General features: G+C 68.0%; 20 protein-coding genes. 14 read left to right on the plus strand and 6 right to left on the minus strand.

The features are described 5' to 3' along the window. Positions 1–439 precede the first annotated feature (439 nt). The 6 genes from AC3WMR_RS26660 to AC3WMR_RS26685 all read left to right on the plus strand — a co-directional run bounded on the left by AC3WMR_RS26660 (position 440) and on the right by AC3WMR_RS26685 (position 7,714). Positions 440–2,491 (plus strand): TonB-dependent receptor, encoded by a 2,052-nt coding sequence (locus tag AC3WMR_RS26660; RefSeq protein ID WP_492266753.1) that lies wholly within the window; start codon positions 440–442, stop codon positions 2,489–2,491. 121 nt (positions 2,492–2,612) lie between these two features. After that, positions 2,613–3,515: a cobalamin-binding protein gene (locus AC3WMR_RS26665; RefSeq protein ID WP_492266754.1), complete on the plus strand. Its 903-nt coding sequence runs from the start codon at positions 2,613–2,615 to the stop codon at positions 3,513–3,515. Positions 3,516–3,744: 229 nt separating this feature from the next. After that, positions 3,745–4,554 (plus strand): thiazole synthase, encoded by an 810-nt coding sequence (locus AC3WMR_RS26670; RefSeq protein ID WP_492266755.1) that lies wholly within the window; start codon positions 3,745–3,747, stop codon positions 4,552–4,554. Beyond that, positions 4,551–5,393: a bifunctional hydroxymethylpyrimidine kinase/phosphomethylpyrimidine kinase gene (thiD, locus tag AC3WMR_RS26675; RefSeq protein ID WP_492266756.1), complete on the plus strand. Its 843-nt coding sequence runs from the start codon at positions 4,551–4,553 to the stop codon at positions 5,391–5,393. The genes AC3WMR_RS26670 and thiD overlap by 4 nt, the downstream gene beginning before the upstream one ends. A gap of 204 nt (positions 5,394–5,597) precedes the next feature. Further along, the gene (locus tag AC3WMR_RS26680; protein WP_006386870.1) at positions 5,598–6,278 is read left to right on the plus strand and encodes a protein-L-isoaspartate O-methyltransferase family protein; all 681 of its coding nucleotides are present in this window, start codon (positions 5,598–5,600) and stop codon (positions 6,276–6,278) included. Between the two features lie 107 nt (positions 6,279–6,385). After that, positions 6,386–7,714, plus strand: coding sequence for a TolC family outer membrane protein (locus tag AC3WMR_RS26685; protein WP_492266757.1), 1,329 nt, complete (start codon positions 6,386–6,388; stop codon positions 7,712–7,714). 67 nt (positions 7,715–7,781) lie between these two features. Here AC3WMR_RS26685 and rfaE2 read toward each other — a convergent pair whose 3' ends face one another. From rfaE2 to ubiE, 6 genes are all read right to left on the minus strand, one after another. Then, a complete protein-coding gene (gene rfaE2, locus AC3WMR_RS26690) occupies positions 7,782–8,270 on the minus strand; it encodes a D-glycero-beta-D-manno-heptose 1-phosphate adenylyltransferase (protein WP_025135571.1) in 489 nt (162 codons plus the stop codon). A 13-nt stretch (positions 8,271–8,283) separates the two neighbouring features. Then, positions 8,284–9,162, minus strand: coding sequence for a ferritin (locus tag AC3WMR_RS26695; RefSeq protein WP_025135570.1), 879 nt, complete (start codon positions 9,160–9,162; stop codon positions 8,284–8,286). A gap of 180 nt (positions 9,163–9,342) precedes the next feature. After that, positions 9,343–10,896: a ubiquinone biosynthesis regulatory protein kinase UbiB gene (ubiB, locus tag AC3WMR_RS26700; RefSeq protein ID WP_492266758.1), complete on the minus strand. Its 1,554-nt coding sequence runs from the start codon at positions 10,894–10,896 to the stop codon at positions 9,343–9,345. Between the two features lie 3 nt (positions 10,897–10,899). Next, complete coding sequence (locus tag AC3WMR_RS26705) at positions 10,900–11,538, minus strand: ubiquinone biosynthesis accessory factor UbiJ (RefSeq protein WP_492266759.1); 639 nt, start codon at positions 11,536–11,538, stop codon at positions 10,900–10,902. A 218-nt stretch (positions 11,539–11,756) separates the two neighbouring features. Next, entirely contained in the window at positions 11,757–12,758 is a 1,002-nt protein-coding gene (locus tag AC3WMR_RS26710) for a Tim44 domain-containing protein (RefSeq protein WP_492266760.1), read from the minus strand. Between the two features lie 180 nt (positions 12,759–12,938). After that, on the minus strand, positions 12,939–13,715 hold the full coding sequence (gene ubiE / locus AC3WMR_RS26715; protein WP_025135566.1) for a bifunctional demethylmenaquinone methyltransferase/2-methoxy-6-polyprenyl-1,4-benzoquinol methylase UbiE: 777 nt from the start codon (positions 13,713–13,715) through the stop codon (positions 12,939–12,941). Between the two features lie 161 nt (positions 13,716–13,876). On the opposite strand from ubiE, the gene phoB reads away from it, so the two are divergent. The 8 genes from phoB to AC3WMR_RS26755 all read left to right on the plus strand — a co-directional run bounded on the left by phoB (position 13,877) and on the right by AC3WMR_RS26755 (position 21,827). Continuing rightward, the gene (gene phoB / locus AC3WMR_RS26720) at positions 13,877–14,575 is read left to right on the plus strand and encodes a phosphate regulon transcriptional regulator PhoB (RefSeq protein WP_006386862.1); all 699 of its coding nucleotides are present in this window, start codon (positions 13,877–13,879) and stop codon (positions 14,573–14,575) included. 12 nt (positions 14,576–14,587) lie between these two features. Then, positions 14,588–15,895: a phosphate regulon sensor histidine kinase PhoR gene (gene phoR / locus AC3WMR_RS26725; protein WP_492266761.1), complete on the plus strand. Its 1,308-nt coding sequence runs from the start codon at positions 14,588–14,590 to the stop codon at positions 15,893–15,895. A 57-nt stretch (positions 15,896–15,952) separates the two neighbouring features. Beyond that, on the plus strand, positions 15,953–16,639 hold the full coding sequence (locus AC3WMR_RS26730; RefSeq protein ID WP_492266762.1) for a heavy metal response regulator transcription factor: 687 nt from the start codon (positions 15,953–15,955) through the stop codon (positions 16,637–16,639). Then, a complete protein-coding gene (locus AC3WMR_RS26735) occupies positions 16,636–18,030 on the plus strand; it encodes a heavy metal sensor histidine kinase (protein ID WP_492266763.1) in 1,395 nt (464 codons plus the stop codon). The genes AC3WMR_RS26730 and AC3WMR_RS26735 overlap by 4 nt, the downstream gene beginning before the upstream one ends. A 73-nt stretch (positions 18,031–18,103) precedes the next feature. Then, positions 18,104–18,598, plus strand: coding sequence for a cupredoxin domain-containing protein (locus tag AC3WMR_RS26740; RefSeq protein WP_492266764.1), 495 nt, complete (start codon positions 18,104–18,106; stop codon positions 18,596–18,598). An 18-nt stretch (positions 18,599–18,616) separates the two neighbouring features. Beyond that, on the plus strand, positions 18,617–20,434 hold the full coding sequence (locus AC3WMR_RS26745) for a copper resistance system multicopper oxidase (protein ID WP_492266765.1): 1,818 nt from the start codon (positions 18,617–18,619) through the stop codon (positions 20,432–20,434). A gap of 18 nt (positions 20,435–20,452) precedes the next feature. Further along, the gene (locus tag AC3WMR_RS26750) at positions 20,453–21,328 is read left to right on the plus strand and encodes a copper resistance protein B (RefSeq protein WP_492266804.1); all 876 of its coding nucleotides are present in this window, start codon (positions 20,453–20,455) and stop codon (positions 21,326–21,328) included. Between the two features lie 25 nt (positions 21,329–21,353). Continuing rightward, the gene (locus AC3WMR_RS26755; protein ID WP_492266766.1) at positions 21,354–21,827 is read left to right on the plus strand and encodes a DUF411 domain-containing protein; all 474 of its coding nucleotides are present in this window, start codon (positions 21,354–21,356) and stop codon (positions 21,825–21,827) included. The last annotated feature ends 27 nt before the right edge of the window (positions 21,828–21,854 follow it).

A 21,854-nucleotide genomic window follows, 5' to 3' on the forward strand; every position in this document is an offset into this window, starting at 1 on the left:
GGTCCGAATGGGGTTGGGCGGCGGCGCCAGAGGCTGCGCAATTGTCGCTAAAAAGCGATAAACACCGAAAAAACAAGCCCTGATCGTAACAAAATGGGCTCGATTTCGCCCCGCGGTGATACAGTTTCGGCCCCGAACCGGTGCTTTCGGCGCATCAGGACGGGCAAGAACGCAACACTTGCCCAGCGCGCGCGAAAGGTAAACGGGAAACAGGAAGACGCTTGCGCCCCGCCGCCCACAAGGCAGGCCCGGCCAGCATCCAGCCTGTGCTGCCCCCGCAACGGTCCCCATGCGCGCGATGCGCCCATGGCAGCCCGATACCGGCCAGTTCGATCGCCAGGATGTCCGCCCGGCGCCCTTCACGGGGCCGCTGCAGGCTTGGGCATCCTCCCCATCGTGATTGACCTGCGGGGTCGCGGGTCGCATCGAGGTTACGTAGATGAAATCCCGCTCCATCCGGCGCTACGCCGGCGCCCTGCTCTGTTCCGCTCCCGCCCTGTCGGCAGCCCAGCAAGCCGCTACCCCCGCTACCCCGTCCGAACTCGACGCCATCACCGTCACCGCGCAACGCGTGCCGACCGACGGCCGCACCCTGCCCGTGTCCATTTCGGTCATCACGGCCGACGACATCGCCGCCAGCAGCGCGCGCACCATGCAGGACCTGCTGTCGACCCAGGCTGGCATCCACCTGATCAACACCAGCAGCGCCAGCGACAACGCCATCGTCGACCTGCGCGGCTTCGGCATCACCGGCGCCAGCAACACGCTGATTATGATCGACGGCGTCAAGCAGAACACCAACGACCTGTCGGCGCCCAGCCTGGGCGTGGTGCCGCTGGACCAGGTCGAACGCGTCGAAATCGTGCGCGGCAGCGGTTCGGTGCAATACGGCGGCGGCACGACCGGCGGCGTGATCAACATCATCACGCGCAAGGATTTCTCGAAAGAACCAGTGACCGCCCGCGCCACCGCCACCTTCGGCAGCTACGGCCTGCGTCAATATGACGCCGCCGTGGCCATGAACAACCAGAAGGTCGGCGTGGACGCCTACATGCAGTCGCTGCGCAGCGACGGTTATCGCGACCACAGCGGCGAACGCCGCGACGGCGGCGGCGGCGGCGTGACCTTCCGCCACGACAACGGCTCGATCCGCCTGTACGGCAACACCACCACGCAGAAGCTGGACCTGCCGGGCCCGCGCCTGATCAACCCGACCACCGGCGAGAACCAGTTCGAAAGCGACCCGCGCGGGTCCAAGAACAAGGTCGACTACGTCAAGACGACGACCACCACGTTCGGCCTGCAGGTCGAGCAGCAGCTTGGCGTGGGCACCCTGTACGCCGACGCCTCGACCCGCGAGAAAAAGCTGAACGGCCTGTCGTACGACGGTTTCGGCGACACGCTGCGCGACCAGAAGCTGGAAGAAAACCTGGCCAGCCTGCGCTACCGCCTGCCGATCAATGGCGGCCACAGCGTGGTGTTCGGCGCCGACGCGCAAGAAGCCAAAACCACCGCCGACCAGAACGCCTACTACGACTTCGCGCCGTCCAAGTGGCAGTCGCGCCAGCACCAGTACGGCCTGTTCGCCGAAGGCCAGATCCGCGCCACCGACAGCACCTACGTCACCATGGGCGTGCGCCGCCAATACGCCTCGGACAAGCTGGAAGTGATTTCCGGTTCGGGCGAGGAATCGGACAAGGGCCGCCACCTGACCGCCTGGCAGCTGGGCGTGCGCCAGGACCTGGCCGCCGGCTTCGGCCTGTACGGCAAGGTCGGCCGCAGCTTCCGCCTGCCCAACGCCGACGAAGCGCTGTCGGTGCAGTCGCCGCTGGCCCCGCAGACGTCCACCGACAAGGAACTGGGCGTGACCTGGGCCTCGGACAAGAGCAGCGCCCGCCTGTCGTGGTTCCGCTATGACCTGACCAACGAAATCCAGTACAACCCGCTGGCCGACGGCATGTGGGGCCCGGGCACCGGCGCCAACACCAACCTGGACCCGACCCGCCGCCAAGGCATCGAACTGGAAGGCCACCACGCCCTGACCAGCAGCATCACGCTGGACGCCAACGTGACCTGGATGGAAGCGCAATTCCGTTCGGGCACCTATGCCGGCGTGGACTTGTCGGGCAAGACCGTGCCGCTGGCGCCCAAGTGGCTGGCCAACGCCGGCGTGACCTGGCGCCCCACCGACGCCTTCCTGTGGAACGTGTCGGCGCAATACGTGGGCAAGTCGCGCATGGACAACGACCAGGCCAACCAGTTCGACACCGAACTGGATGCCTACGTGCTCTTCAATACCAAGGTGGCCTACAAGTTCACCCGCAACATCGAAGGCGCGCTGGGCGTGAACAACCTGCTGGACCGCAAGTACGCCACCTACGGCATCCGCGGCGGCAATGCGTCGTTCGAAATGCTGGGCCCGGTTGCCAACTACAACCTGTACCCCGCACCTGGCCGCAACTTCTACGCCTCGCTGACGGTGCGTTACTAAGCCGCGCGGCCGCGAACCCGGTTACGCGACAGCGTGGCGCCATGCCTGCCTGCCGCCTGACCGAGGTTCTTGCCAGCCATCCGATATAGTCGGCGCTTCGCGCCGACTTTTTTTTGCCCCCATGAAACTTCTCCGCGCGCTTTGCCCCGCCCTCCTGGGCCTGCTGCCGGTCTTCGGACCGGCCATTTCGAACGCGGCGGATGCCACCGCGATCCACGCGCAGGACGACCGCGGCCGCACCGTCGACCTGGCCGCCCCGGCCCGCCGCGCGGTGACCCTGGCGCCGCATGCCACCGAGCTGGTCTACGCCGCGGGCGCCGGCGGCTACCTGATCGCCACCATCCGCGGCAGCGACTATCCGCCCGCCGCCCGCCAGCTGCCCGTCATCGGCGACGGCACCCAGCCCGACCCCGAACGCGTAGCCTCCGTTCGGCCCGACCTGGTCATCGCCTGGCAGCCATCGGCCGCCGCGCCGCTGGTGCGCGTCATGGACAAGCTGGGCGTGCCCGTCTATTACAGCGATCCGCAGACGCTGGCCGCCATTCCCGAGGCCATCGAGCGGTTCGGCGTCCTGTTCGGCACCGAAGCCACCGCCGGCCCCGCCGCCCGCGCCCTGCGCGGCCGGCTCGACGCCCTGGCCGCGCGCTACGCGTCGCGCAAGCCCGTACGCGTGTTCGTGCAAGCGGGCCTGGACCCGATCTACACCCTGAACCACGCCAGCATCGTCAGCGACGCCCTGCGTCTGTGCGGCGGCGTCAACGTGTTCGCCCAGGCACCCGTGGTGGCGCCGCAGGTGGGCCTGGAAAACGTGCTGGCCGCGCGCCCCGACGCCGTGCTGGCCGGCGTATCCACGCCCGCCGACACCGCCCGCAACCTGGCTGCCTGGCGCGGCATGGGCCTGCCCGCGGCCGCGGCCGGCCATGTGTACGGCATCGACGCCGACGCGCTGTACCGCCCCGGTCCACGGCTGGTCGACGCCGCCGAACAACTGTGCGTGGACCTGGACCGCGTGCGCGCGCCGTAGGCAGGCGCATCCTGCCCGCGGCGGCCGACGCGAGTCCGGTACGGGACAACCGGCCCCCAGCCGCGCAGGCCATGCAGGAAGCGCGGTTTCTGGAACGGCGCCCGCCCCCGGTGCTTTATGATTCGCGTAACCGTGATCAACCCGCCGAGATCGACCCGTTGATCCGCCTCTGATCATCAGCCAGCCCCCGCGGGTCCCGCAGCGCGCGCCCGCTCTTTGAAACACCGCCATGACCACTCAAGACACTCTCAGCATCGCCGGCCGCGCCTACTCGTCGCGCCTGCTCGTCGGCACCGGCAAGTACAAGGACTTCGAACAGACCCGCGCGGCGCTGGACGCCAGCGGCACCGAAATCGTCACGGTCGCCATCCGCCGCACCAACATCGGCCAGAACCCCGGCGAACCGAACCTGCTCGACTACGTGCCGCCGTCCAAGTTCACGTTGCTGCCCAACACCGCCGGCTGCTATTCGGCCTACGACGCCGTGCGCACGCTGCGCCTGGCGCGCGAACTGCTCGACGGCCATGACCTGGTCAAACTGGAAGTGCTGGGCGACTCGCACACCCTGTTCCCCAACATGCCCGAGACCCTCAAGGCCACCAAGACGCTGGTCGACGAAGGCTTCAAGGTCATGGTCTATTGCACCGACGATCCCATCCAGTGCCGCATGCTGGAAGACCTGGGCGCCGTGGCCGTCATGCCGCTGGCCTCGCTGATCGGCTCGGGCATGGGCATCCTGAATCCCTGGAACCTGCGTCTGATCATCGACCAGGCCCGCGTGCCGGTGGTGGTGGATGCCGGCGTGGGCACCGCGTCCGACGCCGCCATCGCCATGGAACTGGGCTGCGACGCCGTGCTGATGAACACCGCCATCGCCGCCGCGCGCGACCCGGTGCTGATGGCCAGCGCCATGAAAAAGGGCGTGGAATCCGGCCGCGAGGCCTTCCTGGCCGGCCGCATGCCCAAAAAGCTGTACAGCGGCGCGCCCAGCTCGCCCACTGAAGGCTTGATCACCGCCGCCCCGGGCGCTGCAAAATGAGCAGCCGCCAATCGGCCGCCAGCGAGCGCCGCATTCCCAACGCGCTGACCATCGCGGGCGTCGACCCCTCGGGCGGCGCCGGCATTCTGGCCGACGTCAAGGCCATGAGCGCCCTGGGCGCCTATGGCTGCGCCGTCATCGCCGCCCTGACCGCCCAGAACACCCAGGGCGTCACCGGCATTTCGCCCGTGCCGCCCGACTTCGTCGGTCTGCAGATCGACACCCTGTTCACCGATGTGCGCATCGATGCCGTCAAGATCGGCATGCTGGGCCAGAAGCCGGTCATTCAGGTGGTGGCCGAAAAGCTGGCCAAGTGGGTTCCCGCCCACGTGGTGCTGGACCCCGTGATGGTCGCCAAGAGCGGCGACCTGCTGCTCGAACGCGAGGCCGTCGGCGCCATGCGCGAAGCCATGCTGCCGCAGGCCACCCTGCTCACGCCCAACCTGCCCGAAGCTGGCGTGCTGCTCGAAGAGCGGCCCGTCGAAACGGTCAAGGAAATGCGCCGTGTGGCCGAGCGCCTGCGCAACAAGATGGCCCATTCCGGCCAGCGCTGGGTGATGGTCAAGGGCGGCCACCTGCCCGGCAACGAGACCATCGACTTGCTGCACGACGGCGACCGCATGATCGAGCTGCCCGGCCACCGCATCGAAACCGCCAATACCCACGGCACCGGCTGCACCCTGTCGGCCGCCCTGGCCGCCCTGCTGCCCCAGGTCGAGGACGTACCCGAGGCCGCCCGTCGCGCCAAGGCCTACCTGACCGAAGCCATCCGCCACGCCGAGCGCCTGTCGGTCGGCTCCGGCCACGGCCCGGTGCACCACTTCCACGGCTGGTGGTAAGCCCCGGCAGGCGGGTGCGGCCACTGGCCGTATCCGCCTGCGGGCGGTTACATCCACCAGGCCCCGTGCGGACCTGGCCGGTGTACAGGCCGGTAAGGCTGAACGGTCAGTCCGGCCTGTAACTTCTCTGTCGCCCCCGGCGCGTCACAGGACGCTACGAATCGGTACAATGGTCAGTTGATTCCTCTGTTTTTTCTGACCGTCATGAACGCTTCGACCCTGCCCGACGTAGAACAAGCCCGCTTCAACATGGTGGAACAGCAGATCCGCCCTTGGGACGTCCTGGACGCCAACGTGCTGCAAGCGCTGTTCGACGTGCGCCGCGAACAATTCGTGCCGCCCGCCCTGCGCGCCCTGGCATTTTCCGACCTGGAACTGCCGCTGGAAATCAACGCGGTCAACACCCGCCAGACCATGCTCGCCCCCAAGGTCGAAGCCCGCCTGGCGCAGGAACTGCAACTGAGCAAGTCCGACTGCGTGCTCGAAATCGGCACCGGCTCGGGCTACCAGGCCGCCCTCCTGGGCTACCTGGCGCAACAGGTCACCTCGGTCGAAATCGACAGCCGCCTGGTCACGTTCGCGCAGCAGAACCTGCAGATGAACAACGTCACCAACGTCAAGGTCGAAACCGGCGACGGCCGCAACGGCTGGGGCTCCACCGAATACGACGCCATCCTGGTCACCGGCTCGGTGCCGGTCGTGCCCGACGCGCTGAAGTACCAGCTGCGCGTGGGCGGCCGCCTGGTGGTCGTCGTGGGCCAGGCCCCCGTCATGACCGCCTGTCGCATCACCCGCACCACCGCCGCCAGCTTCGAGACCGTGAATCTGTTCGAAACGGTCATCAAGCCCCTGCGCGGCGCGACGGTGTCGCAGTTCAAGTTCTGAGTCCCCTTGGGGTGGGGCCCTGCCGGCCCCTCCCTTCCGCCCCGCGTCCGCCGGCCGGCAACGGGACCCCGGGTTTCCTGGAGCAACACCCCTCCTCCTGACAGATCATGCGCGTCCGACTGCTTACGGCTTTACTGGTTTTTACCTCCGCCGCAAGCGTCGGCCCGTCGCCCGCGTCCGCGCAGAACCTGCTGCAGGTCTGGCAGGCCGCGCTGGGCAATGATCCGCTCTACGCCTCGGCGCGCGCCAACTACCGCGCCGGCCTGGAAAAAGAACCCCAGGCCCGCGCCCTGCTGCTGCCCGAAGTGTCGGCCGGCGCCGGCGGCGCTTACCAGCAAACCCGCAGCACCCGCGGCGGCGTCGCCTACAGCGGCGGCCGCGGCATCTGGGACCTGGCGCTGACCCAACCCCTGTTCGACTGGGGCCGCTGGCAGAATTTCGAGCAGTCCAAGCTGATCGTCGCCGACGTCGAAGTCCAGCTGCAACAGGCTTACCAGGACCTGCTGCTGCGCGTGGCCGACGCCTACTTCAACGTGCTGTACGCCCAGGACACCCTGTCGGCCACCGAAGCCGAAAAGGCCGCCGTGGCCGGCCAGCTGGAATCGGCCAAGCGCAACTTCGAGCTGGGCAACGCCACCATCACCGACACCTACGAGGCGCAGGCGCGCTACGACCTGGTGGTGGCCCAGGAACTGCGGCTGCAGAACGACCTGGACGTGCGCCGCGACGAACTCGCCAAGATCATCGGTACTCCGCCCGGCGCCCTGGCCGAACTGCCGCAAGGCGTGCAGTTGCCCGCGCCGCAGCCGGCCCGTGTGGCCGACTGGAGCACCCAGGCCGAGGCCTCCAGCCTGGACGTGCTGCGCGCCCAACTGCTGACCCGTATCGCCGGGCGCGAAATCCAGATCGCCAAGAGCGGCCACTACCCCACCCTGAATCTGCGCGCCACCAGCGGCAGCGCCAGCGACGCCGTGATGCGCAACGGCGCGCCAGGCAAGCCCATCGACAGCAGCATCGGCGTGGTGCTGTCGATTCCGCTGTATTCGGGCGGCGGCGTGTCGTCGCAGGTCACTGAAAAAGTGCAGCTCGAACAAAAGGCCCGCTATGACTTCGAGGCCGCACGCCGCCAGGCCGTGCAGGCGGCCCGCCAGTACTACACCGGCGTGACCAGCGGGCTGGCCCGCATCCAGGCCCTGGAAGCCGGCGAAAAATCCAGCCGCGCCGCCGTCGAGGCCAACCGCACCGGCTACGAAGTCGGCGTGCGCATCAACCTGGACGTGCTCAACGCCCAGCAGCAGCTCTACGCCACCCAGCGCGACCTGGCGCTGGCGCGCTACAGCACGGTGCTGGCCGGGCTGCGCCTGAAGGCCACCAGCGGCATCCTGGCCGAAACCGACCTGGACGCCATCAACCGGCTGCTGCGCGAACCGCGCTGATTTGTCCCTCAATGAAAAAAGGCGGCCCGCAGGCCGCCTTTTTCGTGGACGCTCGCCGGCTTGGTGGCTACGCGCCCTGGATCTTCTTGACCAGCGCCGTGGTGGACCTTTCGAACTCAAACGGAATGGCCACCGCGCGGCCGCCCCAGGATTTCACCAGGGCGGTTTCAGGCAGTTTTTCCATGTCGTAGTCGCCGCCCTTGACGATCAGGTCGGGCTTGAGCTGGCCGATCAGGGCTTCGGGGGTGTCTTCGTGAAACGACGTGACCACGGTCACGAAGCCCAACGCCGCCAGCAGCGCGGCGCGGTCTTCCATGCGGTTCAAGGGGCGTTCTTCGCCCTTGCCCAGGCGGCGCACCGATTCGTCGGTGTTGACCGCCACGACCAGCGTGGCGCCCAGCTGGGCGGCCTGGTCCAGGTAGGTGGCATGGCCGCGGTGCAGGATGTCGAAAACACCGTTGGTGAACACCAGCGGACGCGGCAGGCGGCCGGCAGCGACCGCGGCGACGCAGTCGTCGCGGGACAGGACTTTGGATTCGAAACGGGCGGCAGGCATGGCGCGATTGTACTCAGGCGCCGGCCAGGATGATTTCCTTTTCCTTGGGCATCACCAGCGCGGTCATTTCCTTGCGGTACCGGTTCAGGTCCTTGACGGACTCGAAGCTGCGGTCCATCAGCTTGGACAGGATGTGCAGGATGCGCGTGGCGACCTTCTGTTCCCAGACGCCGTCAAAGCGGATCTGCGTGTCCAGCCAGTGTTCGAGCCAGCCCGGTTCGGGCAGGCGCGACTGCACCGTGTCGTTGGGGAACAGATCTTTGTTGACGTGCAGGTTGGTCGGGTGCAACGCCTGCTGCGTGCGGCCGGCCGAGGCCATCAGCACGCCGATCTTGGAAAACGCCAGGCGGGCCTGGGCGCTGGTGTCCTGGCCGCGGTCGTGCAGCGCGCGGCGCATGTATTGCAGGTAGGCGCCGGCATGGCGGGCTTCGTCCTGGGCCACGGTCTTGTAGATGGCCTTGATGACCGGTTCGGTGTGCCATTCGGCGGCGCGGCGGTACCAGTGGTTCAGGCGCACTTCGCCGCAGAAGTGCAGCATCAGCGTTTCGAGTTCAGGCGCCACGTCGAATTCGAAGCGCACGTTGTGCAGTTCTTCTTCGGTGGGCACCAGGTCGGGGCAGAAGCGGCGCAGGTATTCGATCAGCACCAGGGAATGCTTCTGCTCTTCGAAGAACCACACCGACATGAACGCGCAGAAATCGCTGTCGCCGCGATTGTCACGCAGGAACATTTCGGTGGCCGGCAGCGCCGCCCACTCGGTGATGGCGTTCATCTTGATCGTCTGGGCCTGCTCGTCCGAGAGCTTGCTGCGATCAAAATCGCCCCAGGGAATATCGTGCGCCATGTTCCAGCGCACCGCTTCCATGGTCTTGAAGAGTTCAGGATAAAGCATGTTCTGCCCTTGTTTTCGTCCCGCTAGTGGGGCTATAGAAATTAATGAATGGCGCACGCGCTTGCTGGCGTGACGCTGCATTGGCCGCCGCAGCGCTATTTTTCGCCGTCTCCCGCGAAGCTATGATGACTGTTTCATGAATGAAACATGACAGGGGATCGCACTACACCATCGCGCCGCCTATCGCGTCAATGCCCATAAGGCGACCCCGATCGCCAAGGCAAGCACTCCAACCAGCGCCGCGACGAGCCGGTTGCTCTGTTCCTGGGCCCGCCGCAACTGGATCATCTCGGCCAACAGGGCCGGCGATACATTCGGGCGGTTCAGGTGGTCATGGACCAGCCTGGGTAGCGCCGGCAGCATCTGCGACCACTGCACGGCTTCTTTTTCCAGGCTCTGCCGCAGGCCCTTGATGCCGACGCGCTGGCGCATCCAGCGTTCGAGATAGGGCTTGGCTGTCTTCCAGAGATCCAGGTTGGGGTCCAGCTGGCGCCCCAGGCCTTCGACATTCAGCAGGGTCTTTTGCAACAGCACCAATTGGGGCTGGATCTCGACGTTGAAACGACGCGAGGTCTGGAACAGGCGCAGCAGCACCTGCCCCAGTGAAATCTCGGACAAAGGCCGATCGAAATAGGGTTCGCAAACGGCGCGCACCGCCCCTTCGAGTTCTTCTTCGCGCGTGTCCGGCGGCACCCAGCCGGATTCGATGTGCAACTGCGCCACGCGGCGGTAATCGCGATGGAAGAACGCCAGGAAGTTCTGCGCCAGGTAATTCTTGTCAAACTCGGACAGCGAACCGACGATGCCGAAGTCCAGCGCGATATAGCTGCCCAGCGTTTCAGGGCGGTCGGACACGTAGATGTTGCCCGGGTGCATGTCGGCGTGGAAGAAGCCGTCGGTGAACACCTGGGTGAAGAAGATCTCGACGCCGGTGCGGGCCAGCGTGGGAATGTCGATGCCCAGCTCGCGCATGCGCTCGACCTGGCCCACCGGCACGCCGTACATGCGCTGCATGGTGAACACGGTGGACGCGGTGTATTCCCAGATGACCTCGGGCACCATCAGCATGTCGCCGCGGCCGGATTCGGGGCCGAAATTGCGGCGCAGCTGGCTGCAATTGGAGGCCTCGCGCACCAGGTCCAGCTCGTCGTGCAGGTATTTGTCGAACTCGGCCACGACCTCGCGCGGCTTGAGCCGGCGGCCATCGGCGCCCAGGCGCTCGATGATGCGCGCCACGATCTTGAGCAGCGACAGGTCTTTCTCGATGATGTTGAGCATGCCCGGGCGCAGCACCTTGACCGCGACTTCGCGGCCGTCGTGCAGCACCGCGAAGTGCACCTGCGCGATCGAGGCCGACGCCACCGGATCGACCTGGAACTGCGCGAACAGCTTTTCGGGCGGCGCGCCCAGCGCAGCCTCGATGCAGGCCGCCGCCTGGGCCGACGGGAACGGCGGCACGCGGTCTTGCAGCAGCGCCAATTCGTTGGCGATGTCGGCGGGAATCAGGTCACGGCGGGTGGACAGCACCTGGCCGAACTTGACGAAGATCGGGCCCAGCGATTCCAGCGCCAGGCGCAGGCGCTGGCCGCGCGGCTGGCGCGGACGGGTGCCCAGGCGGATGACGCGCAGCAGGCAGGTGGCCAGCGGATGGTTCAGGCTGGACAGCACCAGCTCGTCCAGGCCGTAGCGCAGCGAAACCAGGATGATGCGTAACAGGCGCAGCAACGGGAACATGGATCAGGCGCCCCGCTTCGCGCCGGCCGTGGCCAGACGGGTTTGCAGGGCGGCGGCCGAACGGGCCACGGCATCGGCGCGGGCGTTCAGGTCGGCCAGGTCCAGGCGCCACTGCTCCAGCGCCGGGCGGCCCAGCAGCATGCCGCTTTCTTCGGCCAGGTATTCGGACACATTCTCGGCCAGACGTTGGCTGGCCTTGCGGGCGCCACCGGCGGCCGCGCGCAGCCCGCCGGCAATGCGCAGCGCGGGAATGTCACCCACCACGCGGGCCAGGCTGTCTTCGGGGTCCCAGCGCAACTGCTTGGACAGGTCCGCCACCACCTGGGCCAGCGCGGCGTCGCCCGAGATATGCGTGGCCTCGGCGAAATCAGGGGCGTCACCGGTCGCGCCCAGGCGCGGCAGCGGCAGCTTCTCGGGTGCGACGGTCAGGGTCACGTCGGGCACCACGGCCGGGTCGGCCTGGGCCGCCAGGCCCTCGCTGTCGATGGTCAGGCCCAGGGTGAATCCGCCCAGCGCGAAGCGCACGGTCTTGCCGGCATGGCGGGCCAGACGTTCGCGCGCCCAGTCTTCGCGCTTCAACAGGGCGTTGAGCGCGTTTACAGCCAGCCGCGAGGGAGTGGGCAGAAACGAGAAAGGCAACATGACGGTCCGCAGCCCCGCGGGCGGGGTGACGAAGTTGATGGGTAAATCGGGAGTGTAACGGGTTAGTTGAGGGTCTGTTCCCGGGAGACTGGGCACCGTTTGCGCGGACGCAGGGGGAACGCGTGCGGGGCACATGGAAAAACCGGCCCTGGCGGGCCGGTTGCAACGGGCGGCCCGCCAGGGGCCCCCGCGATGTCTGGCGAAAACCGCCAGCCTGCTTAGCTGGCGAATTCCACCGGAATCTGCTGGATACCGGCCAGCAGCCAGCCGCCGTTGGCGGGCTTGAACAGGTTCCAGACTTCTTCGAAGCGGAAGGCTTCGGCGCCGGCAGCCTCGCGCAGCATGCCCGAGAAGCGGACGCTGGCCAGGTGGCCGTCGGACACCGTTTCAATGCCCAGCAGTTCGGCGTTGAGCAGCACGACTTCGGTCTTGTTGGGGGTGGCGCCGCGCTCGGCCAGTTGCGGCTTGAGCTCGGTGATCAGGTCGTCGGTCAGGTAGTCGCGCAGGCGGTCGGTGCTGCCGCTGTCCCAGACGGCCTGGATGCGCACGAACTGTTCCTTGGCTTGCTTCAGGAAAGCGGGCGTATCGAAGTCGCCAGGCACGAACCAGTTGCCATCCTCACCCGGCTTGGGCAGGTCGGCCACCGGGGCTGCCACGGCGGCGGCGGCGGGTGCCGCGGCCGGCGCAGCCGGCTTCAGCGTTTCGCGCCACATGGGTTGCTGCGGCTGCTGGCCAGGCGCGTTGTTGGCGCCGCCAAAGGCGCCTTGCGTCGCCGGCCGGGGACCCGCGCCACGCAGGCGGCGGATGATGAACATGACGGCGAACACGGCCACGGCGATCAGGAGGGCCGACGACAGGAATTCGGCGAAGGCGCCGGACAGGCCCATGCTGGACAGCAGGGCGGCAATGCCCAGGCCGGCGGCGATGCCCGCGATGGGGCCGAGCCAGCGCGACGCGCCGCTCTTGGCTGCAGCGCCCGCGGCGCCAGCCGTGGCCGCACCGGCGGCTGCCGGGGCGGCGGTGGCGCCAGCCGTGTTGCTGGCCGCCGACGGCGGCGTGGTGGCCTGGCGCTGCTGGGTCACGTTGGAGGATTGGCGGCCGGCGCTGGAGCCGCCGCCCGCGCGGCGGGCTTCGGCGTCAAATGACGCCGTCACCAGCGCAGCGCCGGAGATGGCGATGAGCGCCGCGGCGACAAACCGCGAGAAACGGAATTTGGTCATGGATTTTTGCTCCCTCGTACTCACGCCCCTGCTGCCCCGAGCAGCAGGAAGCTGCACGGATATCGTGCAGCCCTCAGCGCGACTTTCTTACATTAATCTGAATGACGTAAGAATAACGGACAAGACGCCGCCCCACAAGTTCCCCGTGGGGCAAAGAAATGCCGTCTGAACCTGGGGCGCTCAGCCCAGCCGCACACCCTCGTGCAGGGCGGCGATGCCCGCCGTCAGGTTGAAGTACTGCACCCGCTCGAGACCGGCGGTGCGCAGCATGTCCGCCAGGGTGTCCTGGTCGGGATGCATGCGGATGGATTCGGCCAGATAACGGTAGCTGGCTTCGTCCTTGGCGACCTTCTTGCCCAGCCAGGGCAGCACATTGAAGGAATACCAGTCGTAGGCGGGCGCCAAGGGCTTGGCCACCCGCGAGAATTCCAGCACCAGCAGCTTGCCGCCCGGCTTGAGCACGCGGGTCATTTCGGCCAGGGCGCGGTCTTTGTGGGTCATGTTGCGCAGGCCGAAGGCCACGCTGACGCGGTCGAAGTAGCCCGACGGGAACGGCAGGCGCTCGGCGTCGCAGACGGCGGTGGGTACCAGCTGGCCGGCGTCGGCCAGGCGGTCGCGGCCCACGCGCAGCATGGAATCATTGATGTCGGTCAGCCAGACCTCGCCGGTGGGGCCGGCGCGCTTGGCGAACGCCTTGGCCAGGTCACCCGTGCCGCCGGCGATGTCCAGCACCTTCATGCCCGGGCGCACGGCGGCGCGGCCGATGGTGAAGGCTTTCCAGACGCGGTGCAGACCGGCCGACATGAAGTCGTTCATGATGTCGTAGCGCTGGGCCACGGAATGGAAGACTTCGGCGACCTTGCGGGCTTTTTCGGTTTCCGGCACCGACTGGAAGCCAAAATGGGTCGATTGCGAGGCGGAATCCGCGGAATGTTGCGATTCGGAGGGGTTTTGCATGGTGAATTCCCGATATATCGTCCAATGGTAGCCTATCGGGGCCTGCCACAGGCCGCCCGCCGGCCCCCTGGCGCAACCCGCGGTCACATACCTGAAATATTGCGGCCATACTATCGCAATGTTCGCGCCGCGCCGGCGCTCAGAAGCGTGCCCTATCCGCCATGTCCAGCACTATCCTCGTCGTCGAAGACGAACCCGCAATCCAGGAACTGATCGCCGTCAACCTGTCCTTCGCGGGGCACAAGGTGCTGCGCGCCTTCGACGCCGACCAGGCCCAGACCCTCATCCGCGCCGAACTGCCCGACCTGATCCTGCTGGACTGGATGCTGCCCGGCACGTCCGGCCTGGCCATGGCGCGCAAGCTGCGCAACGACGAACGCACCCGCGCCGTCCCCGTCATCATGCTGACTGCCAAGGGGTCCGAGCAGGACAAGGTGGATGGCCTGGAAGCCGGCGCCGACGACTACATCACCAAGCCCTTCTCGCCCAAAGAGCTGATGGCCCGCATCAAGGCCGTGCTGCGCCGCCGCGCGCCGCAGCTGACCGACGACGTGATCGACGTCGGCGGCCTCAAGCTCGACCCGGTGACGCACCGCCTGTCGGGCAACAGCCAGTCGCTGCAGATCGGCCCCACCGAATTCCGCCTGCTGCACTTCTTCATGACCCACCCGGAACGCGTGTTTTCCCGCTCGCAGTTGCTGGACCAGGTTTGGGGCGACCACGTCTTCGTGGAAGAACGTACGGTGGACGTGCACATCCGCCGCCTGCGCAAGGCGCTGGAACCCAGCGGCCACGACGCCCATGTGGAAACGGTGCGCGGCAGCGGCTACCGGTTTACGGCACAGGTCCCGGCGCGGTAAAACTCCCGCACGATGATCTGGCTGCGTACCCTCTTCCTGGTCGCCCTGTGGGCGGCGTTGGCACTATTGGCGCAATGGCTCATTGGAGACCCGGCGGGCTGGATCGTGTTTTCCGCCGCGCTGGCCGCCATGCTGCTCTGGCGCAGCTGGCGCCTGCACCTGGTTTCCCACTGGGCCAATCACCCGGACACCTCTCCCCCCGCCTCGGTGGGCCCCTGGGACGACATCCTCGCCCCGCTCTACCGCTATACCCGGGCCCGCGCCCGCGAGCTGACCGAAACCCGCGACACCATGCAAGGCATGCTGGCGGCCGCCCAGGCCCTGCCGGACGGCGCGGTGACGCTGAATGAAGACTTCCAGATCGACTGGTGCAACCGCATGGCACGCCAGCACCTGGGGCTGCGCCTGCCGGCCGACCGCGGCCACAACCTGCTGAACCTGCTGCGCGCGCCGGAATTCGTCGAATACGCGCATCGCGCGTCCTGGCCCGATCCGATCCTGGTGCGCCTGGGCCAGAACGGCCAGGAGCGGCTGATGATGATGCAGCTGACCGCCTACGCAAGCAACCAGCGCCTGCTCATCACCCGCGACGTGACCCAGATCGAACGCCTGGAAACCACGCGGCGCGACTTCGTGGCCAACGTCTCGCACGAGCTGCGCACCCCGCTGACCGTGCTGGCGGGCTTTCTGGAAACGCTACGCGACATGCCGGCCGACGCCCTGCCGCCCGAACAGCGCGCGCAGTACATCGACATGATGCACGAGCAGGCCCAGCGCATGCAGGCCATCGTCGAAGACCTGCTGACGCTGTCGACCCTGGAATCGTCGCCGGGCAGCGACCCGCGCGCCGTCAACATGGGCGCGCTGCTGCAGAAGGCGCGCCAGCAGATCGAGGCCCTGTCGGGCGGACGCCATGTGCTGCAATGGCACATCGACGACACCCTGGACGTGCTGGGCGCCGAAACCGAATTGACCTCGGCCCTGTCGAACCTGCTGACCAACGCCGTGCGCTACACGCCCGACGGCGGCACCATCACCGTGCGCTGGGAACGCGAGGCCGACGGCGGCGGCCGCTACAGCGTGCAGGACACCGGCATCGGCATTCCCGCCCGCCACATCCCGCGCCTGACCGAACGCTTCTATCGGGTCGACCGCGGCCGCTCGCGCGCCGTCGGCGGCACCGGCCTGGGCCTGGCCATCACCAAGCACATCGCCATGCGCCACGACGCCGAGCTGCTCATCAGCAGCGAACCGGGCAAGGGCAGCCTGTTCACGCTGCGCTTTCCGCCCGACCGCATCGCCGTCGCCCTGCCGAGCTGACCGTCGCGCACGCGTCATCCGCACCGCCCCGGCGGCGCGGGTGGTAAATTTCCGGCCATGCGCATCCTGGTCATCGAAGACGAACCCAAACTCGCCGACTACCTGAAAAAAGGCCTGTCGGAGCAAAGCCACGTGGTCGACCTGGCGCGCGACGGCGTCAACGGCCTGCACCTGGCGCTGGAAGGCAACCACGACCTGATCGTGCTGGACGTGATGCTGCCGGGCGTGGACGGCTTCGGCATCCTGGCCTCGGTTCGGGCCCGCAAGGACACCCCCATCCTGATGCTGACGGCGCGCGATGCCGTCGAAGACCGCGTGCGCGGCCTGGAAGGCGGCGCCGACGACTACCTGGTCAAGCCCTTCGCGTTTTCCGAGTTGCTGGCGCGCGTGCAGGCGCTGCTGCGCCGCGGCCGCTCGCAGGAACCCACCGTGTTCCGCCTGGCTGATCTGGAACTGGACCTGGCGCGGCGCAAGGCCGTGCGCGGCGGCCAGCGGCTGGACCTGACCGCCAAGGAATTCAACCTGCTGGCCCTGCTGCTGCGGCGCCAGGGCCAGGTGCTGTCGCGCACCACCCTGGCCGAACAGGTGTGGGACATGAACTTCGACAGCGACACCAACGTCATCGACGTGGCCGTGCGGCGCCTGCGCAGCAAGCTGGACGATCCGTTCGAGGCCAAGCTGCTGCACACCGTGCGCGGCATGGGCTACGTGCTCGAATCGCGCCCGGCGTCCGCGCGCCCATGAAACCGCCGCGCATGCGCTCGATGCAGGCGCGCCTGACCCTGCTGCTGGGCGCCATCGCCCTGCTCGTGTCCAGCCTGGCCGGCGCCACGCTGTTCTGGGCGCTCAAGCGCGAAGTCGAGCGCCAGGAAATCACCGAGGTCAGCGGCAAGCTGGAGTTGATCAACCACCTGATCGACATGCAGAACAGCGCGCGCGGCCTGCACGACCTGGCCGCGACGTTTGACGACATGCGTACCGGCCAGAGCCAGCTGGGCATCTGGATCGTCGACGCCCAGGGCCGCCCCGTCTATGGCGGCGACGCCCCCGAAACGCTGGACACGCTGCCCGACCAGCAGGTGCTGCTGCAGCTGGCCGACGGCAACCGCATGCGCGGCCTGCGCGTGGCCGTCGATGACCGCATCCTGCCCGGCGCGCACCTGACCGTGGCGGTCAGCACCCGCACCAGCTCGCAGTTCCTGTACGCCTACGGCACCGCGCTGGCGCTGATCTGCGCGCTGTGGGTGGGCGCCACCGTGGTGCTGGCCGCCTGGGCGGTGCGCCGCAGCATGGCGCCCACGCGCCGCCTGTCGGAACAGGCCGCGCGCATCCAGCCCGACAATCTGGCGCTGCGCCTGCCGCTGCGCGACACCGACCGCGAACTGCACGAACTGGTGCTGTCCTTCAACCGCACGCTGGAACGGCTGCAGGCCGCCTACCAGCAGATGGAAGGCTTTAACGCCGACGTCGCCCACGAACTGCGCACGCCGCTGGCCACGCTGATCAACGGCACCCAGGTCACGCTGTCCAGCGGCCGCGACGCCGACGAACTGCGCGAAGCGCTGGAATCCAACCTGGAAACGCTGGAAGACCTGAAGACGCTGGTCAACGACATGCTGTTCCTGGCCCGTGCCGACCGCGGCGAACGGGCGGCTGACCCGGTGCCAGTCTCGCTGGCCGCCGAAGCGCGGCGGGTGGCCGATTTCTACGAGGCCGCGCTGGAAGAGCGCGGCGTGGCGCTGCGCTGCGAGGGCGACGCCATCGTGGCCGCCAACCCCGGCCTGGTGCGCCGCGCGCTGGCCAACCTGATCTCGAACGCCATCAAGGCCACGCCCCGCGGCGGCGAAATCGTGCTGGCCTGCCAAGCGCAGCCGCAAGGCGCGCGGGTCGAAGTGCGCAACCCGGGCGAGCCCATTCCCGCGGCCGACCTGCCCCGCATCTTCGACCGCTTCTTTCGCGCGGGCCAGGCCCGCGCGCCGCGTAGCGAAGGCCACGGGCTGGGGCTGGCCATCGTGCGCGCCATCGCCCGCATGCATGGCGGCGAGGTCGACGCGGCCTCCGGCCCCGACGGCACGGTGGTCGGCATTACCCTGCGCGGGCCGGCCCCCACCGGACCCAACATTACAAAGAAGTAATCTGCGCGACAGAACCGGGTCACCCCGGTTTTCCTAAAGTGCCTGCATGGTCAACCCCTTTGAAGGGAACAGCATGAAAGGCACTTTGCACCGCATCACCCTGGCCGCGGCCCTGACCGCCCTGCTTGGCGCCGGCTCCGCTCTTGCGGCGGGCGCCCACGACGAGCATGCCGGCCACGCCATGCCGATGGCATCCACCCCCATCGGCGTACCGGGCGACGCCGCCCGCGTCACGCGCACCATCGACATCGACATGACCGACGCCATGCGCTTCACGCCCGCCCAGGTGCAGGTGAAGGCCGGCGAGACCGTGCGCTTCAATGTGCGCAACTCGGGCAAGATCCGCCACGAAATGGTGCTGGGCAGCGATGCCGACCTGCAGGCCCACTACGCCATGATGATGCAGGACCCCGGCATGCGCCACGAAGAGGCCAACGCCGTATCGCTGGACGCGGGCAAGAGCGGCCAGATCGTCTGGAAGTTCGACCGCGCCGGCAGCGTGTCCTTCGGCTGCCTGGAACCCGGCCACTACGCCGCCGGCATGAAGGGCGCGGTGTCGGTGCAGTAGCGCCCGCCCGGATCCGCCATGAGCTCCCGTCTGCTTTCCACCCGCCGCCGCTTCGTGCAGGGCCTGGCCGCCGGCGGTGCGCTGGCCGCACTGGGCGGCTGGCGCGCGGCTCAGGCCGCCACGCCTGCCACGCCCGCCGGCCCCGCCGAACTGCGCGGCACCGAATTTCACCTGGAAATCGGCGAAACCCCGGTCAACTACACCGGCGCTGCTCGCATCGCCACCACCGTCAACGGCCAGGTGCCCGCGCCGCTCTTGCGCTGGCGCGAGGGCGACACGGTGACCCTGCACGTCACTAACCGCCTGCGCGAGCAAACGTCGATCCACTGGCACGGCATCCTGTTGCCGACCGACATGGACGGCGTGCCGGGCCTGAGCTTTGCCGGCATCGATCCGGGCCAGACCTTCACCTACCGCTTCGACGTGCGCCAGAGCGGCACCTACTGGTATCACAGCCATTCGGGCTTCCAGGAACAGACCGGCCTGTACGGCGCCATCGTCATCGAGCCCAAGCGACGCGACCCGATCGCCTCGGACCGCGACTACACCGTGCTGCTGTCCGACTGGACCGACGAAGACCCCATGCGCGTCTTCGACAAGCTGCGCGCCATGCCCGACTACTACAACCGCAACCAACCCAGCGTCGAAAGCCTGGCCCGCGAGGCAAAGGACAAGGGCTGGCGTGCCGCGCTGTCCGAACGGTTGATGTGGGAACAGATGCGCATGAACCCGTCGGACCTCGCCGACGTCTCGGGCGCCACCTATACCTACCTGACCAATGGCGCTACGCCGGCCGGCAACTGGACCGGCCTGTTCACGCCCGGCGAGCGAGTGCGGCTGCGCCTGATCAATGGTTCGGCCATGACCTATTTCGACGTCCGCATTCCCGGGCTGAAGATGACGGTGGTGGCCGCCGACGGCCAGGACGTGCGGCCGGTGGAAGTCGAGGAACTGCGCATCGCGGTGGCCGAGACCTACGACGTGATCGTCGAGCCTGCCGACGACCGCGCGTACACGATCTTCTCGCAAGCCATGGACCGGTCCGGCTATGCCCGCGCCACCCTCGCGCCGCGCCCCGGCATGCAGGCCGCCGTGCCGGATGTGGACCGGGTGCAGTTGCTGGGCATGATGGACATGGGCATGAAGCACGACATGCCGGCCGGGCAGGACATGGCCGGCATGGATCACGCCGCGATGGGCCATGGCGCAACGCCCGCGCCCACCGGCGCCATGGCAGGCATGAACCACGGCGCCATGCCCGGCATGGAGCATGGCAGCCGCCACGGGGCCGGCGCCGATCAGGGCGGCATGGTCGAGGTCAAGCACCCCTACCCCGCCGAACACGGCCCCGGCAATTCCATGCTGCCCGACGTGGTGTCCACCCGCCTGGACGACCCCGGCATCGGCCTGCGAGACAACGGCCGCCGGGTGCTGACCTACGCCGACCTGCGCTCGGTGCGCGAACCCGCCGACAACCGCCCGCCCACCCGCGAAATCGAACTGCACCTGACCGGCAACATGGAACGCTATATGTGGTCGTTCAACGGCGTGAAATTCTCGGACGCCAAACCCATCCTGCTGCGCTACGGCGAGCGCGTGCGCTTCGTGCTGGTCAACGACACCATGATGACGCACCCGATCCACCTGCACGGCCTGTGGAGCGACCTGGAATCGCCCGACGGCGCCTTCCAGGTGCGCAAGCACACCCTGTCGCTCAACCCCGCGCAGCGCCTGTCCTACCGCGTCAGCGCCGATGCCCGCGGCCACTGGGCCTACCACTGCCACCTGCTGTACCACATGGAAGCCGGCATGTTCAGGGCCGTGGTGGTGGAGTAGGCGATGAGACATCCGACCATGCCCGACCGCCTTCCCTTCATCCGCCACGCCGCGTTCGCCGCTGCCCTGCTCGCCGGCCTGGCGGCCCACCCGGCGCGCGCCCAATCCATGCAGGATCATGCCGGCATGGATCATGCATCGATGCCCGGCATGAACGCGGCCGCCCCCATCAACTCGCCGCCCGTCGGCAGCCTGCCGTCCAGCGACGGTGCGGCCCCGCGCGGCTACGACAGCTATGGCATCCATCCGCACATGATGGACAACGCGGCCACCTGGCACCTGCTGTTCGACAAATTCGGCGGGTCGCGCAATCGCGACGGCCAGAACGCACTGGAGTGGGACGGCCGCTTCTGGTACGGCACCGCCACCAATCGCCTGGTGATCAAGAGCGAAGGCGAACGCGAGAGCGGTGGCGGTTCCGACGCCAAGGTCGAGGCCTTCTGGAGCCACGCCATCTCGCCCTTCTGGGACCTGCAGCTGGGCGCCCGGCGCGACGTCGGCACCGGCCCCAAGCGCAACTGGGCCGCCGTCGGCATCGAAGGCGTGCTGCCTTACAACATCGAGCTGGAAACCACCGCCTACGCCGGCCCGTCCGGCCGCACCGCGCTGGCCATGAAGGCCGAATACGACCTGCTGCTGACCCAGCGTCTGATCTTCACGCCCGAACTCGAAGCCAGCGCCTACGGCCGCAACGATCCTGACCGCGGCGTCGGCTCGGGCCTGTCCAAGGGTTCGCTGTCATTGCGCCTGCGCTACGAGGTCACGCGCGAATTCGCCCCCTACGTTGGCGTATCCTTTGAACGTAAATTCGGCCGCACCGCGGACTATGCATCCGACGCCGGCCAAAGCCGCTCGCAGGCCGCCGTGCTGGCCGGCGTGCGCTTCTGGTTCTGACCCCCTTGCCCGCCAACGGAGCCCCATGAAAAAAACGCTCGCCCCTGCCCGCCGCCTGATCCTGGCCGCCGCCCTGTCCCTGCCGCTGTACGCCCCGGCCTTCGCCCTGGCACAGACCGCCCCCAAGGTCCAGGTCTGGAAGACCCCCACCTGCGGCTGCTGCGAAGACTGGGTCAAGCACATGCGCGACAACGGCTTTGACGTCACCACCCACGACGTCCAGGACACCGGCCCCGTGCGCCGCAATGCCGGCATGGCCGACTACGGTTCCTGCCACACCGCCGTGGTCGACGGCTACGCCATTGAAGGCCACGTGCCCGCCAGCGACGTGCGCCGCCTGCTGCTCGAAAAACCGGACGCCGCCGGCCTGGCCGCCCCCGGCATGCCCCTGGGCTCGCCCGGAATGGACGGCCCCGAATACGGCGGCCGCAAGACCCCGCACGACGTCCTGCTGGTGGACAAACGCGGTGGCGCCAAGGTCTTCCAGGCGTATCGTTGATGTCAACACGCCCGCCGGCCCCCCCCG

Source organism: Achromobacter sp. FW305-C-28, assembly GCF_058783235.1.

Excerpts from the sequence above, each read along its gene's own strand:
- AC3WMR_RS26660 (WP_492266753.1), top strand. The coding sequence starts at position 440 with ATGAAATCCCGCTCCATCCGGCGCTACGCCGGCGCCCTGCTCTGTTCC.
- AC3WMR_RS26665 (WP_492266754.1), top strand. The coding sequence starts at position 2,613 with ATGAAACTTCTCCGCGCGCTTTGCCCCGCCCTCCTGGGCCTGCTGCCG.
- AC3WMR_RS26670 (WP_492266755.1), top strand. The coding sequence starts at position 3,745 with ATGACCACTCAAGACACTCTCAGCATCGCCGGCCGCGCCTACTCGTCG.
- thiD (WP_492266756.1), top strand. The coding sequence starts at position 4,551 with ATGAGCAGCCGCCAATCGGCCGCCAGCGAGCGCCGCATTCCCAACGCG.
- AC3WMR_RS26680 (WP_006386870.1), top strand. The coding sequence starts at position 5,598 with ATGAACGCTTCGACCCTGCCCGACGTAGAACAAGCCCGCTTCAACATG.
- AC3WMR_RS26685 (WP_492266757.1), top strand. The coding sequence starts at position 6,386 with ATGCGCGTCCGACTGCTTACGGCTTTACTGGTTTTTACCTCCGCCGCA.
- rfaE2 (WP_025135571.1), bottom strand. The coding sequence starts at position 8,270 with ATGCCTGCCGCCCGTTTCGAATCCAAAGTCCTGTCCCGCGACGACTGC.
- AC3WMR_RS26695 (WP_025135570.1), bottom strand. The coding sequence starts at position 9,162 with ATGCTTTATCCTGAACTCTTCAAGACCATGGAAGCGGTGCGCTGGAAC.
- ubiB (WP_492266758.1), bottom strand. The coding sequence starts at position 10,896 with ATGTTCCCGTTGCTGCGCCTGTTACGCATCATCCTGGTTTCGCTGCGC.
- AC3WMR_RS26705 (WP_492266759.1), bottom strand. The coding sequence starts at position 11,538 with ATGTTGCCTTTCTCGTTTCTGCCCACTCCCTCGCGGCTGGCTGTAAAC.
- AC3WMR_RS26710 (WP_492266760.1), bottom strand. The coding sequence starts at position 12,758 with ATGACCAAATTCCGTTTCTCGCGGTTTGTCGCCGCGGCGCTCATCGCC.
- ubiE (WP_025135566.1), bottom strand. The coding sequence starts at position 13,715 with ATGCAAAACCCCTCCGAATCGCAACATTCCGCGGATTCCGCCTCGCAA.
- phoB (WP_006386862.1), top strand. The coding sequence starts at position 13,877 with ATGTCCAGCACTATCCTCGTCGTCGAAGACGAACCCGCAATCCAGGAA.
- phoR (WP_492266761.1), top strand. The coding sequence starts at position 14,588 with ATGATCTGGCTGCGTACCCTCTTCCTGGTCGCCCTGTGGGCGGCGTTG.
- AC3WMR_RS26730 (WP_492266762.1), top strand. The coding sequence starts at position 15,953 with ATGCGCATCCTGGTCATCGAAGACGAACCCAAACTCGCCGACTACCTG.
- AC3WMR_RS26735 (WP_492266763.1), top strand. The coding sequence starts at position 16,636 with ATGAAACCGCCGCGCATGCGCTCGATGCAGGCGCGCCTGACCCTGCTG.
- AC3WMR_RS26740 (WP_492266764.1), top strand. The coding sequence starts at position 18,104 with ATGAAAGGCACTTTGCACCGCATCACCCTGGCCGCGGCCCTGACCGCC.
- AC3WMR_RS26745 (WP_492266765.1), top strand. The coding sequence starts at position 18,617 with ATGAGCTCCCGTCTGCTTTCCACCCGCCGCCGCTTCGTGCAGGGCCTG.
- AC3WMR_RS26750 (WP_492266804.1), top strand. The coding sequence starts at position 20,453 with ATGCCCGACCGCCTTCCCTTCATCCGCCACGCCGCGTTCGCCGCTGCC.
- AC3WMR_RS26755 (WP_492266766.1), top strand. The coding sequence starts at position 21,354 with ATGAAAAAAACGCTCGCCCCTGCCCGCCGCCTGATCCTGGCCGCCGCC.